The organism is Lysobacter arenosi (assembly GCF_016613475.2).
GTDB classification, from domain to species: domain Bacteria; phylum Pseudomonadota; class Gammaproteobacteria; order Xanthomonadales; family Xanthomonadaceae; genus Lysobacter_J; species Lysobacter_J arenosi.
On the sequence record NZ_CP071517.1, the window covers coordinates 3,132,957 to 3,147,073 of the forward strand.

Sequence of the window (14,117 nt, forward strand, 5' to 3'; positions counted from 1 at the left end):
TCCCTCCCCTGCGAATGCAGGGGAGGGTTGGGGTGGGGTGCTCTTCGCCTCCTCCCTGCCGTTTCAACCAATCCACGAGGTAACCCAGATCGACGGGCTGCGCCCGCCGCAAGGCGAAGTGCGTCCCAGTGATGGCGCGGGAGACGACACCAACGTCCGCGTTGCAAGAGCACGAAGCAATGACCGGGGAGGGGCCACCGCTTATGAGGAGCCTGCGTCATGTCGTCTCGAACCACTGCAAGCAAGACCTGCGCTGCAACCATCGTCTCCATCGCGCTTGTCGGGATGGGAATGGCCAACGCATACGCCGGCACGTCCGGCTCACTGGCACTGACCAGTGATTACCTTTTCCGCGGCATCTCGCAGAACAACCAGGAACCGGCCCTGCAGGGTGGCATCGAATATGCCGCCGACAGTGGCTTCTACGTCGGCAGCTGGGGCAGCAACGTCAGCTGGCTGTCAGACACCAACGTCTTTCCCGATTCGATCTCCAACAGCGTCGAGCTCGACTTCTACGGTGGCTACCGTGGCAAGTTCGGCGAGAGCGTGGGCTTCGATGTCGGTGCGTTGTACTACTGGTATCCCGGTGACTATCCCTCGGGCTTCAACAGCCCAGACACCGGCGAAATCTACTTCGGCATCAGCGCCGGCGTGTTCGCCGCCAAGTACTCCTACGCCCTGACCGATCTGTTCGGCTACGCCGACTCCGACGGCAGCGGTTATCTCGACGCGGCGGTGAACTGGGAGTTCGTCCCGACGTGGACGCTCAACGCCCACGCCGGCAAGCAGTGGATCGAGAACAACGAGGACTTCGAGTACGTCGACTGGAAGCTCGGCGTCACCAAGTCCTTCGACGGCGGCTTCGCCATCGCCCTGGCCTACCTCGACACCGACGCCGAGGAAGCGCTCTACACCAACCGCTACGGCAACTACCTCGGCGAAGACACCGTGGTGCTGACCCTGACCAAGACCTTCTGAGCGTGCCATCCAACTGACGTGCGATCCAACTGACGAGAGCCATCCAGACCCACGGAGCTGCGAGATGAAACTGATCACCGCGATCATCCGGCCGTTCAAGCTCGACGAGGTGCGCGAAGCGCTCACCGAAGTCGGCGTGTCCGGCATCACCGTCACCGAAGTAAAGGGTTTTGGACGACAAAAAGGCCACACCGAGCTTTATCGCGGCGCCGAGTACGTCGTCGACTTCCTGCCCAAGCTCAAGGTTGAATGCGCGGTCGCCGAGTCGGTACTCGAGGCGGCACTGGAAGCCCTGCAGACGGCCGCGCGCACCGGCAAGGTAGGTGACGGCAAGATTTTTGTTCAAGCGCTCGAGCACACGGTGCGCATCCGCACCGGCGAGCTCGATGACGATGCGCTGTGAGGGGGGCGGCCATGAACAACCGACTTGATCACCTCACCCATGAATCGAAATCGAAAGCTGCCACTGCGGGGACCCACCACGTGACATACCCAGCGACATTCCATCCATCGCGCTTGCTGGCGGCCCTCGCCATGCTGGTTCTGCCAGGCATCGCCTTCGCCCAGGAAGCCGCCGCCGCCGCCGCACCGGTGGCCAACAAGGGCGACGTCGCCTGGTTGCTGGTGTGCTCGGCACTGGTGATCTTCATGACCCTGCCCGGGCTGGCGCTGTTCTACGGCGGCCTGGTGCGCAGCAAGAACGTCCTGTCGGTGCTGATGCAATGCCTGCTGGTGTTTTCGCTGGTGGCGGTGCTGTGGGCGCTGTACGGCTATTCGCTGGCGTTCACCAGCGGCAACGCCTTCATAGGAGGCTGGGATCGCCTGTTCGCCAAGGGCCTGGACGCCACGGCGATGGGCGCGACCTTCACCAAGGGCGTGTACATCCCGGAGCTGGTGTTCTTCGTGTTCCAGGGCGCGTTCGCCTGCATCACCTGCGCGCTGATCGTCGGTGCCTTCGCCGAGCGGGTGAAGTTCGCCGGGGTCATGCTGTTCACGGTGCTGTGGTTCACCTTCGCCTACGTACCGATGGCGCACATGGTGTGGTTCTTCCCGGGTCCGGATGCCTTCACCGGCAACGATGCCGTGCCGGGCGTGCTGGAACAGTCGGGCTTCCTGTTCGCCAAGGGCGCGCTCGACTTCGCCGGCGGCACAGTGGTGCACATCAATGCCGCCATCGCCGGCCTGGTCGGCTCGTACGTGATCGGCAAGCGCGTGGGCTACGGGCGTGAGGCTATCAAGCCGCACAACCTGACCCAGACGATGGTCGGCGCCTCGATCCTGTGGGTGGGCTGGTTCGGCTTCAACGCCGGTTCGGCGCTGGAAGCCAACGCGGTCGCCGCGCAGGCCTTCGTCAACACCTTCCTTGCCACCGCGGCGGCGGTGCTGGGCTGGACGGCGGTGGAGTGGATCAGCAAGGGCAAGCCGTCGATGCTGGGTGCGGCGTCGGGTGCGGTCGCCGGTCTGGTGGCGATCACGCCGGCGGCGGGCTTCGTCGGCATCTGCGGCGCGATGATCATCGGCGCGCTCGCCGGTGCGGTGTGCCTGTGGGGCGTGAACGGACTCAAGCGCCTGCTCGGTGCCGACGACGCACTGGACGTGTTCGGCGTGCACGGCATCGGCGGCATCCTCGGCGCGCTGCTCACCGGCGTGTTCGCTTCGCCGGCGCTGGGCGGTTCGGGCATCTGGGACTACGTCACCGAGACCGCGTTGCCGGAGTACTCCATCGCCTCGCAGGTGTGGATCCAGCTGCAGGGCGTGCTGGTGACCGTGGTGCTGTCAGGCGTGGTCGCGCTGGTGGCCTTCCTGATCGTGAAGTACACCGTCGGCCTGCGCGTGTCGGAAGAGTCCGAGCGCGAAGGTCTCGACATCACCTCGCACGGTGAATCGGCGTACGAGAACTGATGCAGGAGCCCCTCTCCCGTCAACGGGAGAGGGGCAACATCATGCTTATGCCCGCCGCCTGCGCGCGATCTCGCTGATCGCCGCGATGCCCAGCGTCAGTCCGAGCATCGACAGGAACTGGATCCGCGTGTCGGATCCCGACAGCAACAGCAGGAAGATCAAGCCCAGGATCGCCAGCGCGATCACCGTCAGGTACGGAAAGCCGCGCATCCGGAACGGCAGCCGGGTGCCGGTGCGATCGGCGCGACGGCGCAGGATGAGTTGCGAGAGCAACGAGATCGTCCACACCAGCAGGCAGGTCGAGCCGACCACGTTGAGCAGCACCGGCAGCACCTTGCCCGGATAGCGCAGCTCCATCGCCGTGGCGATGAAGCCGAACACCACACACGACAGCACCGCGGCCACCGGCACGTGGCGGGTGTTCACCCGCGCCAGCCAGCGCGGCGCTTCGCTGCGCTCGGCCAGCGAATGGATCATGCGCGAGGCGCCGTAGAGGTTGGCATTGAGCGCCGACAGCAGCGCGATCACCGCGATCAGCGTGATGGCCGTGGCCGCACCAGGAATTTTCGCCGCCTCCAGCACCGCCGCGAACGGCGACGACAGCGCAGGACTCGTCCACGGCACCACCGCGATGATCACGCTGAGCGAGCCGATGTAGAACACCAGGATGCGCCAGGCCACGGTGCGGATCGCGCGGGCAATGCTGCGCTCGGGGTCCTCGGTCTCGGCCGCGGCGACGGCCACGATCTCGGTGCCGCCGAAGGCGAACACCACCACCAGCAACGCCGCACCGACACCGGCCAGGCCCTTGGGCGCGAAGCCGCCGTGGTCGACGAAGTTCGACAGGCCCGGCGATGTGACCTCGGGCAGCAGCCCCAGCAGCAGCGCGACGCCGATCAGGATGAAGGCGATGATCGCCACGACCTTGAGGATCGCGAACCAGAACTCGAACTCGCCGAAGTTCTTCACGCCCATCAGGTTGATGGCGGTGAAGAACAGCATGAACGTCAGCGACGCGAGCGGCACTGACAGCGAAGGCCACACCATGGCCAGCAATCCGGCCGCGCCAACCGACTCGGCCGCGATCACGATCACCAGCTGCGCCCACCACAACCAGCCCACCGTGGCGCCGGCGGTCGCGCCCATCGCATCGGCGGCGTACACCGAGAACGCGCCGCTGGCCGGCTTGGCCGCGGCCATTTCGCCCAGGGCGTTCATCACGATGATCACCAGCGCGCCGGCGACGAGGTAGGAGATCAGCACCGCCGGTCCGGCCGCCTGCACGCCCACGCCGGAACCCAGGAACAGGCCGGCGCCGATCGCGCTGCCCAGCCCCATCATGATCAGCTGCCGGGGTTTGAGCGCGTGGCTGAGCTGGGTCGTCGCAGTGGCGGTAGCGGCAGGAGCGGGCATCAACGATTCCGGGCAGCGGTCGGGCCGCCACAATAACGTGTCCGGCCAGCGCAGCATTGGCCGACCTTGCCGCCGTGCTCGTGATGCGCGCGCACCTCACGGTGTTTTCACCGCGACGCCGGGAAGGTTTGCGCTCTGACTCCACGCGAGCACGGACATGCGCCCCCAATTCGTCGCCCTCTGCCTTGCCCTGAGCGCCACCCTGCTCGCCGGTTGCGCAAGCCAGGCACCAAAAACCGGCACGACCGCTGCCGCAGCGGCGGAACCCGCCACCCCGGCCCCCGCCGCCGTCCCGGAAATCGCCCCGGGCATACCGGCCGGCTACCTGCACAAGGAGCAGTACCTCGACAGCCTCGCGCTGGTCCCGGCGCCACCGGCCAAGGGTTCGGCCGCGTTCGCCCACGACCAGGCCGTGCGCGAGGAAGCGATCACTTTGCGCGGCACGCCACGCTGGCAGCAGGCGATCAGCGATGCCGACCTGCATTTCCCGCACGCGGCGGGCACGTTCGAGTGCGCGCTGGGCATCCCGGTGTCGCAGCAGGCAACGCCACGCCTGTACATGCTGCTCCAGCGCAGCATGGTCGACGCCGGCCTGTCGACCTACGGCGCCAAGAACCACTACAACCGGACGCGACCGTTCGCGCTGGCCAAGGAAGCCAGCTGCACGCCCGACGAAGAAGCCGCGCTGCGCAAGGACGGTTCCTATCCGTCCGGCCACACCACCGTCGGCTGGGCCTGGGCCTTGATCCTCGCCGAGCTCGCACCGGACCGCGCCAACGCGATCCTCGCGCGCGGCCGTACCTTCGGCGAGAGCCGGCTGGTCTGCAACGTGCACTGGCAGAGCGACATCCTCGAAGGCCGCTATGGGCGCCGGCACCGTCGCCCGCCTGCACGCCGACCCGACTTTCGAGTCCGACATGGCCGCGGCCAAGGCGGAGATCGCCTCCGTACGCAGCCAGGGCCTGGCGCCCGCTCGCGATTGCGCGGCCGAAGCGACGGCACTGCAGCGCAAGCTCGAGCGCGTGCTGTAGACGCAGTGTCGTAGCCGCCATGCCCACACGTCCCGCTCCGCCCCTCCAGGTACTGGTGGTGGAAGACAGCCCCGAGTACGCCGTGATCGTGCGGCAGTGGCTGGAGGAGGGCGAGCAGGCGCTGGTGACGCTGGCGACCGATGCGATCCAGGGCCGGGCGGCGATCGCGACGCGCAACTGGGACCCTGGTGATCACCGACGTCGAAATGCCCGGTGGCAGCGGCCTGGAACTGATCCAGGCGGTCAAGGCGGTGCACAAGTGGACCTGCGTGCTGGTGATGACCGGCGTGGTGAGTGCGGAGTACGCGCGCACCGCACTGCAGAACGATGCCGATGGCCTGCTCTTCAAACCCTTCGCCAGGGAGGAGTTCCTTGAGCAGGTGCGCAAGCTGACCCAGCTCACGCGCCGCCGGCGGCAACAGGAACGCCGTTCGGTACTGGCGGTGGGCGCGCATCCGGACGATGTCGAGATTGGCTGCGGTGGCACCCTGGCGATGCACGCGGCCCGCCAGGACGAAGTGACCATCCTCACCCTCAGCCATGGTGCCGAGGGCGGCGACGCCCGCATCCGTGCCCGCGAGGCGCGTGCCGCCGCCGGCCTGTTGCACGCCAGGCTGATCCTGGGGGACCTGCAGGACACCCGGGTGCCTGAAGGCGGCGCCAGCATCGAGTTGATCCAGCAGGCGATCGCCGAGGTCGATCCGACGCACGTCTACACGCACTCGCAGTACGACACCCACCAGGATCATCGCAACACCCATCGCGCGACCATGGTGGCCGCGCGCGGCGTCGGCCAGCTCTATTGCTACCAGACGCCGTCGGCCACGGTGGAATTCCGCCCGGGGCTGTTCATCGACATCACCGATCACCTGCCGCACAAGCTCGAGGCGATCGAGGCCTATCAAAGTCAGACGGCGCTGCGTGAATACCTCGCCCCCGATCTGATCGTCGCCACCGCGCGCTACTGGGGCCGGTTCGCCGGCTATGTCATGGCCGAGCCACTGGAAGTGATCCGGCAGCGGGTAGGGCAATGAAACCGGTCGTGCCTCAGGGCGCGGCCGGGTCTGATCGATTCACCCATTGCGTGGCCTCGCGTGCCAGCGCGTCGAGACGATCGACCAGGGCCAGCGAGCGCGCCTCCCGTTCCGCGGTGCGTGGCGCGCGCCACAACGCGAACACACGCTCGCACTGATCCTGCAGGTCCTGGCTGGCGAGCAGGGCCAGCGTCGGCGTCAGGCGATGCAGGTGCCGGCGCACTTCCGTCTGGTCGTCGGCGAGGACGGACTGGCGCAGTTGCTGCAGCAGCGCCGGGGCGGAACTGGCGAACGCGTCGGCCACCAGCGGCACCAGCTGCTCATCACCCAGCAACCTGGCAGCCGCCGCAAGGTCGAGGTCGCCATTACCGCCCATCGCTGCCACCGCCATGGATCAACTCGCCCGGTGACGGCAGTGCCACGGCGATGATCTCGCCATTGCGTACCGGCACGGTGGTTTCGGCTTGGCGGAAGCGCAGCATCGCTTCGCGCGAGTCGGAAAAGCCTTCGTGCAACCCCAGCACGAAACCACGCAGGAACTGGCCGTGGCCGAACACGACCACGCGGCCGCTGTGCTGCCACAGGCGGCGGTGAAACCGGCGAAGGCGCTCAATGAAATGCGCGAACGACTCCGCGCCCTTGCCATCGACGTAGAGCGGATCGGCGCGATCCCAGTACTCGGCCACCATCGGCTTGCGCTCCGCCGGGCTGGTGCGATCCGCCCGCGCCGGCGCCAGGTACGAGAATTCCTCGATCGGCCAGGTTTCAACCGCCACCGTCGGGTGCGCCTGGATCAGCGGGACGGCGGTATCCAGCGTGCGCCGGAACGGCGACACCACGATCAGGTCCGGCGGCGACTGGCCGATGGCGAGGGCGACATCGCGCGCTTGCTGCTCGCCGAGCGCGGTCAGGCGGATGTCGGCATGGTTGTCCGTGACCTCGCCGGCGTTCGCCGTGGTTTGCGCGTGCCTGACCAGCAGCACACTCAACGGCGGCACAGCGCCTGCCATTCCGCTGGATCCAGATACTTCTCGGTCCAGTAGCGGACCATGAGGATCTCCTTGAACGGCATCGGGCCAGGCGGCAGCGGCCTGCCCTGCAGGTCGTCCATCAGCAGCCGCGGCATGTCGACCCCGGCGGCAACGGTCAGCGGCAAGCTGCCGGGAAACCGCGGATTGATCTCCAGCAGCTTGAAGCGCCCGTCGCTGGCCTGCTTGAACTGGACGTTGGCGACGTAACGAACGCCCACGGCAAGCGCGATGGCGGCGGCCGATTCCATCAGCTCGGGCATGTGCACCGTGCGCGCGGTGATGGCGATGCCCGAGTCGGTGCGTATGCGCTCGCGCGGAACCGCCGCGACCAGCTCGCCGTTCCGGCTCACGTACACGTCGACCGAGAACTCCGGCCCAGGCAGCAGTTCCTGCACGAGGTAGGACCCGTCCTGGGGCAGCGCCGCCAGGTCTTCGCTGCTGCGGATCATCGCGATGCCGCGTGACCCCGACCCTGCGCGCGGCTTGGCGAAACAGGGGAACTGCGTGATCGTCGCCAGCGTGTCCGCGGTCAGCGCCACGCAACTGGGCGTGGCTGGGTTGCCCGACAGGTGCGACAGCAGTGCCCACTTGTCGCGGCAACGGCGCAACACCGGCGCCGGCGACAGCGGCACGCGCGTGCCAATCGCGGCGAACGCCGCTTCGGCCTCGGCCAGCGGCGCCAGTTCGGCATCGACCGTGGAGATCAGCACCTCGACCGATTGCGTCCGGCACAGCTCGAGCAAGGCCGGAACCAGTGCCGGATCCTCACCGCCCGGGATCAGGAACCGGTTGGACGACGGCACCAGGTAGAGACCGGGCGAATCCGGGTCCATGTCGGCCAGCAACAGTTCGTGCTCGCCGGCCAGCGATTTCCAGACGCTGACCGCCGACGGACCACCCGCACCGGTGATGAGCACTCGCATGATTTTCGACTTCGGCAACGGCTGCGACGAGACGCTAGCTGCTTGTTCGTGACGGCGACCTTCACGCAGCGGAGGTTCGCGGGAAGCACTCGTCGATTGTGATAAAGAGCAACGGTCATGAACGGGCGAGTGCCCGCAGACGGTGCGGAGGCGACGCGCATGCAGGAAGTCTGGGTATGGGTGTGCGTGGTCGCCGTGTTCCTTGGCGCGGCGCCGCAACTCGCGGCCTTGATCCAGTTCCTGTTGGTTGGCCTGCACGGCGTGCGCAACCACTACCCGAAGTGCGCGCCGGTGACCCGACGCGTGGCCGTGCTGATCCCGGCCTGGAACGAAGGCCTGGTCATCGACAACACGATCGAGCACATGATGTCGCTCGACTATCCGCGCGACGCGTTGCGCGTGTACGTGATCGACGATGCCAGCACCGACCAGACTCCGCAGCTGGCCCAGGCCGCCGCGCTGCGCTATCCGGGCAACGTGTTCCATCTCCGCCGCGAGAAGGGCGGGCAGGGCAAGGCGCACACATTGAACTACGGACTGGCGCACGTGCTGGACAACGACTGGATGGAGGCGGTGCTGATCACCGACGCCGACGTGCAGTACTCGCGCGACGCCCTGGCCCGGATGGTGCGCCACCTCGCCGATCCCAAGGTCGGCGCGATCACGGCGTACATCAAGGAAGGCAGCGATCCGGGCGGATTCGTCTCGCGTTCCATCGCCTTCGAGTACATCACCGCGCAGGCGGCCTCGCGTCGCGCGCAGAACGTGATGGGCGTGATGGCCTGCGTCGCCGGTGGCGCACAGCTGCATTCGCGCGAGAACCTCATCGCCATCGGTGGCGCCATCGACACCTCGACCCTGGCCGAGGACACCTACACCACCTTCCTCACCGAACTGAGCGGACGGCGCGCGCTGTTCGACCCCAGCGCGGTGGTATGGGCCGAAGAGCCCGATGCGCTTACCAGCCTGTGGAAGCAGCGCCTGCGCTGGGCCCGCGGCAACCTGCAGCTCAGCTGGGCGTTCAGGCATGCCTGGTTCCGTCCGTTCTCGCATCGCGGCATCGGTGGCTGGGTGTTCGGCCTGATCTGGTTCGCGACCGTGCTGACACCGATCCTGATGCTGATGGCGATGGTCGGTGGCCTGAGCCTGTTGTTCCTCGACCCGTCGTGGGCGTGGCATGCCTTCCGCGTGCTGTGGCTGACCAATGTCTTCGTCTACCTGTTCCAGCTGCTGTTCTGCTTCGTCATCGACCCGCATACGGCGAAACGTGCGTGGCTGGAAGGCGTGCTGTTTCCCGGCTTCATGTCGGTCGCCCTGATGGCCTGGTCGGTATTTCCCGAACGACTGCAGCCGCTGGTGCAGGCGTTCCCCTCGATCGGTGCGGACTGGGACTGGCGCACCGTCCTCGTCGTGGTGCTGTATGCCTGGGTCGGCGCGTGCATGGCGGCCGGTTGGGGCCTGTACCGGCTCGAACGCGCCGGCGCCCCGGCATGGCTGGTGCGTCCATTGCTGGCAGTGGTGGGCGTCGGCCCGGTGTTGTGTGCCGTCTCGTTGACCGCCTACGTGTACGAGTTGCGCGGTGCCGAGCGCCACTGGGACAAGACGGTGAAGACCGGCAAAGTGAGGCAGCTGGAATGAACGATCCGGAGACCACGGCTTTTGCGGCGGTCGTCCACGCCGACATGCGGCGCGAGCGACGTTTGCTGTATGCGGAGATCGTCATCCTCGCGGTGCTGGCGGGCCTGGTCGTGCTCCGCTACTGGATGGCGCAATGAACGCCGCCACGCTGACATTGCTGGCCGCTCTGGCTGCGTCGTTACCGGCTCAGGCATCGCAAGCCCCGACATCGCAATGCCAGATCGACCAGGCGCAGCGACTGATGGAGCAGCAACCTCGCCCCGTCGCGCAGATCGATGCATTGCTTGTTCAATGTCGCTCCGCAGGCAGCCACGACTACCGCGTCGACCTGCTCGCTGGCGTGCTTGCACGCGAAGAAGGGCGGCTGGCCGATGCAATCGAGGCGCTGACACGCGCGCACCAGCAGGCGCCGGGCGAACTGGCACCAGCGCTCGAACTGGCCGTGACTTACGAGTTCCAGCAGCGACCCGAACAGGCCCGGGCGCTCTACCTGCAGGTGCTGCAATCGGATCCGGCATCGCGCCCGGCACGCCTCGGTCTGGCGCGTGTCGCCCGCCAGCAATACCGCCCTGACGAAGCCGAGGTCATCTACCGCGAGCTGTTGTCGGCCGATCCGGATGACCAGGAAGCCCAGACCGGGCTGGCGATGGTGGCGCTGCAACAGCGTCGCTACGACGACGCCCGCGAACGCCTGCAGACCCTGCAGGCGGCCCATCCCGACGACCCGGAAGTGCAGGCCGGCCTGGCCGCGCTCGCGCTGGGGTGGCGCTATCGGCTCGACCTGGCCGCAGGACGGGAAGACCTGGCGCCAGGCAACTCCAACCGCGCCGTGGCGCAGCTGGAAATAGCCGCCAATGCCAGGGACACGTTCAACCTGAGGTACGAGCACAACGATCGCGAACTGGCGTCGTCCAACCCGCTCGATCCCAGCGTGCTGCCGTCCAACAGCGGCCGCGTCAGCTGGTTGCGGCGTGTCCCCGGCCAGCACTTCTGGGAGGTCGCCTACGAGTACCGGCAATACGACATCGCCCAGGACACGCAGCGCGTCGAGTTCAACGTCGGCCATCGCCTGGGCGGGAAGGTGCAGGGATTTGCCGGCGTGCGACAGCAGTTCGGTGCCACCTCGCAGGACGACCGGCTCTGGCACGTCGGTCTGAGCGTGCCGACCTCGCAACACACCTACGCCACGCTGATCGGCTATTACGCGCAACCGGACGTTGGCGACGACAACACGGCCTACGTCGCCGATCTGACCTGGGAGCGCGAGCGCCTGCAGCTGACCGGCGGCATCGGCTACGGCGTCGATCCGGACAACTTCATCACCCATCTCCGGGGCGTGTGGCCCTTGCCGCACAGGCAAGCCATCACCTTTGCGATCGAGCACCGCAGCCTCGGCGATGAAACCGAAGCGCTACTGGGCTGGCGCGTGGAGTGGCAGTAGCGTGAACGCGCCGACCGACCGTCGCGAATCGCGGTTGAGACGCCGCCTGAGAAGCTGGTCCAGCCGTGTCGACCCGGCATTGCTGATGCTGCTGATCGGCCCGCTGATGATCTTCTTCGCCTGGGGCGTCACTTACAGCCAGATCTCCAAGGACCGCAATCGCCCTGGTCGAAGGTTACCGCGAGGCCAATGCGATGAGCCGCTCGTTCGCCGAGCAGGCGGTGCACCGGCTCGATGACATCGACCAGATGCTGCGTGTGGTTCGCGCGGCCTACCTGGCTCACGGCAAGGACATCGACATCGATCGCTTGCTGCAGGACGCCGGCTTCCGCAAGCAGGCAAGCACCGAAGTGGCGATCCTTGGATGCCTCCAACCGCCTTGCCGTGGGCAACGTGACGGGCAGCCGCGACTGGTTTCCCGCGGCCATACCCGCCGGGTCGGTCGTGGATCGACCGGCCCTTTCCCCGCCGCTGCCGGCAAGCGCAGGTAGCCCGGACACAATCGTCGTCAGTCGTCCCATCCTGCGGCCCGATGGCTCATTCGTCGGTGACGTGGCGGTGAGAGTGCGGCCCGAACAGATCCTCAGCCGACTGCGCAAGATCGATGTCGGCCCGATGGCCCGCCAGTTCGGCACCATCGAACTGGGCGCCAGGGACGTCGCCGCGATCCTGGGGCTGGATGGACGCGTTCGCGCCGCATTGCTCGGCGGTGTCCAGGTGCCGGTGGCGAGACTGCCGAAGCACCAGGTCATCAAGCGGCTGGAGGACGGCACCATCGAAAAGGTCTCGGTACCGGAAGTCGACGCCACTCCGCGACTGTGGTCGGGCGGGTACCTGGACGACTACCGGTTGATCATCGTCGTCGGGATGTCGCGCCAGGACGCCCTGGTCGACTTCGAGCTGCATCGACGGATCTACCTGATCGGTACCAGCGCCTTCACCGTGGGCGTCGGCCTGCTCACCATCCTGGCGGCAGTTCTGGCCCGTCGTCAGAAGCGCACGCTGCAACGGCTCGCCGCGACCGAACGGCAGTCGAACGAACTCAAGTCCACCTTCCTCGCCAAGATCTCCCATGACCTGCGCACGCCGCTCAACGGCATCCTGGGATTCTCCGAACTGGTGAAGACCACCGCCAATGAGCCCGAACAGCGCCAGTACGGCGAATACATCCATGACAGTTCCAGCCACCTGCTGGACCTGGTCAACATGATCCTCGACCTGGCCAAGCTGCGGAACGGCACGTTGCAGCTGCGGCTGGGCGAAGTCGATCTTCGCCAGGTCGCAATGAGCGTGTCGCGCATGCACGCCATCGTGGCCAGGCAGAAGGGGCTCGAGTTTCGCGTCGACGTCGCCGAGGATTTCCCGGAGCGGATCACCTGCGATGGCGTACGCATCCGCGAAGTCCTCAACAACCTGCTGCACAACGCCATCAAGTTCACCCGCGCCGGCCACGTCACGATGGATCTGTTCGCGCTGGATGGGCAAGCATTCGTGCGCGTGTCCGATACCGGCATCGGCATGACCGACGAGATCAAGAGCCGGCTGTTCCAGCCTTTCAGCGAGGGGCGCGATGAAGCGTCAAGGGGCCAGGCCGGGGCGGGAATCGGGCTGGCGTTCTCCCGGGAGCTGGTCGCCCTCCATGGCGGCGAGATCGAAGCCACATCGCAACCCGGGCACGGCACCTCCGTCACTTTCTGGATCCCGGTGGCGGGGCCTCGCGCGGCACGTGCGGGAGCACCGGTTCACAGCGTAACCAACGAGGGCACAGGCAATGCCACAGGTACTGATCGTCGATGACGACCTGGTCAATCGCAAGCTCGCCCGCGCCATCCTCGAGCGCGTCGGCTGGGAGGCGGTGGAATGCGACAACGGCGAGTCCGCGCTGGACTGCTTCCAGCGCCAGCCGTTCGATGCCGTGCTGCTCGACATCGGCCTGCCCGGCATGGACGGTCGCCAGGTCTGCCTGGAGTTGCGCAAGCTGCAGCAGGGCCCGCTGCGGATCGTGGCGTACACGGCTTCGGTGCTACCGGAGGAGATGGAATCGCTGGTCCACAACGGCTTCGACGACGTACTGCAGAAGCCGGTGAGCATTGCCGCGGTCCAGGCGGCATTTGCGGCGCCCTGAACCATAATGCCGGTGGTCCCGACTTCACCGCCACGCATGTCCATCGTCCTCACCGACTTCGCCCGCCCCCGCCTGTTCCCGCGCGAACCCAGGCGCAACACCATCCAGGACTGCACGCCTGCGCAGTTCGAACGGCACCTCAACGAAACGCCGCCGATGATGGTGCTCGATGGCTATGCGCCGTTCTGCAAGTTGCACGTGCACCGCAACTGGACATCGACGCGTTGCCTGGCGGTGCCGATCACCGACGACAACCGGCACCTGCTGCGATCGGGTTACGAGGAACGCACGCGCGGCGAGTTGCCGGTGCTGGTGCGCTGGTTCGAAGACATCGACCCGCCGCTGGCCGACTACCTGATCGTGATCCTCTACAGCCGCGAGCAACTGGCGAAGGAGGGCACGGACATCACCGCCGATTACGGCGTGGTCGGCTGCATGTACACGGCCGAGCCGGTCGAGACCCCGATGGCCCCCATCACCATGATGCGCAACGCGCTGGGCGTGGAGGAAGGCGGCTCCGGTGTTCCGCTGGACCGTGAGGCCTATCTGCGCAGCGTGGAGTTCTGGCGCACGCATGCGAACTGGCGCGGCTGAAAAACAG

At 66.9% G+C, this 14,117-nt stretch carries 15 protein-coding genes and 1 pseudogene; 12 read left to right on the forward strand and 4 right to left on the reverse strand.

All coding sequences use genetic code 11. From position 1 onward, the window contains the following. The first annotated feature begins 219 nt into the window (after window positions 1–219). The 3 genes from HIV01_RS14415 (at window position 220) to HIV01_RS14425 (ending at window position 2,880) form a co-directional block, all read left to right on the forward strand. Window positions 220–978, forward strand: coding sequence for a TorF family putative porin (locus HIV01_RS14415; protein ID WP_200608202.1), 759 nt, complete (start codon window positions 220–222; stop codon window positions 976–978). Window positions 979–1,042: 64 nt separating this feature from the next. Continuing rightward, a complete protein-coding gene (locus HIV01_RS14420) occupies window positions 1,043–1,381 on the forward strand; it encodes a P-II family nitrogen regulator (protein WP_158732090.1) in 339 nt (112 codons plus the stop codon). 131 nt (window positions 1,382–1,512) lie between these two features. Continuing rightward, window positions 1,513–2,880, forward strand: coding sequence for an ammonium transporter (locus HIV01_RS14425; protein ID WP_200608203.1), 1,368 nt, complete (start codon window positions 1,513–1,515; stop codon window positions 2,878–2,880). A gap of 45 nt (window positions 2,881–2,925) precedes the next feature. On the opposite strand, the gene HIV01_RS14430 is transcribed toward HIV01_RS14425, so the two are convergent. After that, on the reverse strand, window positions 2,926–4,293 hold the full coding sequence (locus HIV01_RS14430; protein WP_200608205.1) for an amino acid permease: 1,368 nt from the start codon (window positions 4,291–4,293) through the stop codon (window positions 2,926–2,928). Between the two features lie 157 nt (window positions 4,294–4,450). Here HIV01_RS14430 and HIV01_RS14435 point away from each other — a divergent pair. Together HIV01_RS14435 and HIV01_RS14440 are read left to right on the forward strand one after the other, a co-directional pair. Then, a pseudogene (locus tag HIV01_RS14435) lies at window positions 4,451–5,324 on the forward strand (acid phosphatase). Between the two features lie 188 nt (window positions 5,325–5,512). Continuing rightward, window positions 5,513–6,358, forward strand: a complete 846-nt coding sequence (locus HIV01_RS14440; protein WP_207526982.1) for a PIG-L family deacetylase — start codon at window positions 5,513–5,515, stop codon at window positions 6,356–6,358. Between the two features lie 13 nt (window positions 6,359–6,371). Here HIV01_RS14440 and HIV01_RS14445 read toward each other — a convergent pair whose 3' ends face one another. The 3 genes from HIV01_RS14445 to HIV01_RS14455 are packed head-to-tail and all read right to left on the reverse strand — an operon-like array spanning window position 6,372 to window position 8,312. Continuing rightward, window positions 6,372–6,749, reverse strand: a complete 378-nt coding sequence (locus tag HIV01_RS14445) for an Hpt domain-containing protein (protein WP_200608211.1) — start codon at window positions 6,747–6,749, stop codon at window positions 6,372–6,374. Beyond that, complete coding sequence (locus tag HIV01_RS14450; RefSeq protein ID WP_200608213.1) at window positions 6,724–7,368, reverse strand: histidine phosphatase family protein; 645 nt, start codon at window positions 7,366–7,368, stop codon at window positions 6,724–6,726. Before HIV01_RS14450 ends, HIV01_RS14445 begins: the two co-directional genes overlap by 26 nt. Next, a complete protein-coding gene (locus HIV01_RS14455) occupies window positions 7,344–8,312 on the reverse strand; it encodes an ATP-grasp domain-containing protein (RefSeq protein ID WP_200608215.1) in 969 nt (322 codons plus the stop codon). The genes HIV01_RS14450 and HIV01_RS14455 overlap by 25 nt, the downstream gene beginning before the upstream one ends. 159 nt (window positions 8,313–8,471) lie before the next feature. Here HIV01_RS14455 and HIV01_RS14460 point away from each other — a divergent pair, with 159 nt between their 5' ends. The 7 genes from HIV01_RS14460 (at window position 8,472) to HIV01_RS14490 (ending at window position 14,110) form a co-directional block, all read left to right on the forward strand. Beyond that, window positions 8,472–9,950 carry a glycosyltransferase family 2 protein gene (locus tag HIV01_RS14460; protein WP_200608216.1) on the forward strand — a complete coding sequence of 493 codons (1,479 nt, stop codon included), beginning with the start codon at window positions 8,472–8,474 and terminating at the stop codon, window positions 9,948–9,950. Next, window positions 9,947–10,087 carry a hypothetical protein gene (locus tag HIV01_RS14465; RefSeq protein WP_200608218.1) on the forward strand — a complete coding sequence of 47 codons (141 nt, stop codon included), beginning with the start codon at window positions 9,947–9,949 and terminating at the stop codon, window positions 10,085–10,087. The genes HIV01_RS14460 and HIV01_RS14465 overlap by 4 nt, the downstream gene beginning before the upstream one ends. Beyond that, the gene (locus HIV01_RS14470; protein ID WP_200608220.1) at window positions 10,084–11,391 is read left to right on the forward strand and encodes a tetratricopeptide repeat protein; all 1,308 of its coding nucleotides are present in this window, start codon (window positions 10,084–10,086) and stop codon (window positions 11,389–11,391) included. Before HIV01_RS14465 ends, HIV01_RS14470 begins: the two co-directional genes overlap by 4 nt. Before the next feature lie 194 nt (window positions 11,392–11,585). Then, window positions 11,586–11,882 (forward strand): hypothetical protein, encoded by a 297-nt coding sequence (locus HIV01_RS14475; RefSeq protein ID WP_207526983.1) that lies wholly within the window; start codon window positions 11,586–11,588, stop codon window positions 11,880–11,882. Between the two features lie 67 nt (window positions 11,883–11,949). Beyond that, complete coding sequence (locus HIV01_RS14480) at window positions 11,950–13,188, forward strand: sensor histidine kinase (RefSeq protein WP_207526984.1); 1,239 nt, start codon at window positions 11,950–11,952, stop codon at window positions 13,186–13,188. Next, on the forward strand, window positions 13,163–13,516 hold the full coding sequence (locus HIV01_RS14485; protein WP_200608223.1) for a response regulator: 354 nt from the start codon (window positions 13,163–13,165) through the stop codon (window positions 13,514–13,516). The genes HIV01_RS14480 and HIV01_RS14485 overlap by 26 nt, the downstream gene beginning before the upstream one ends. A gap of 36 nt (window positions 13,517–13,552) precedes the next feature. Further along, window positions 13,553–14,110 (forward strand): DUF3228 family protein, encoded by a 558-nt coding sequence (locus HIV01_RS14490; protein ID WP_200608225.1) that lies wholly within the window; start codon window positions 13,553–13,555, stop codon window positions 14,108–14,110. Window positions 14,111–14,117 lie beyond the last annotated feature (7 nt).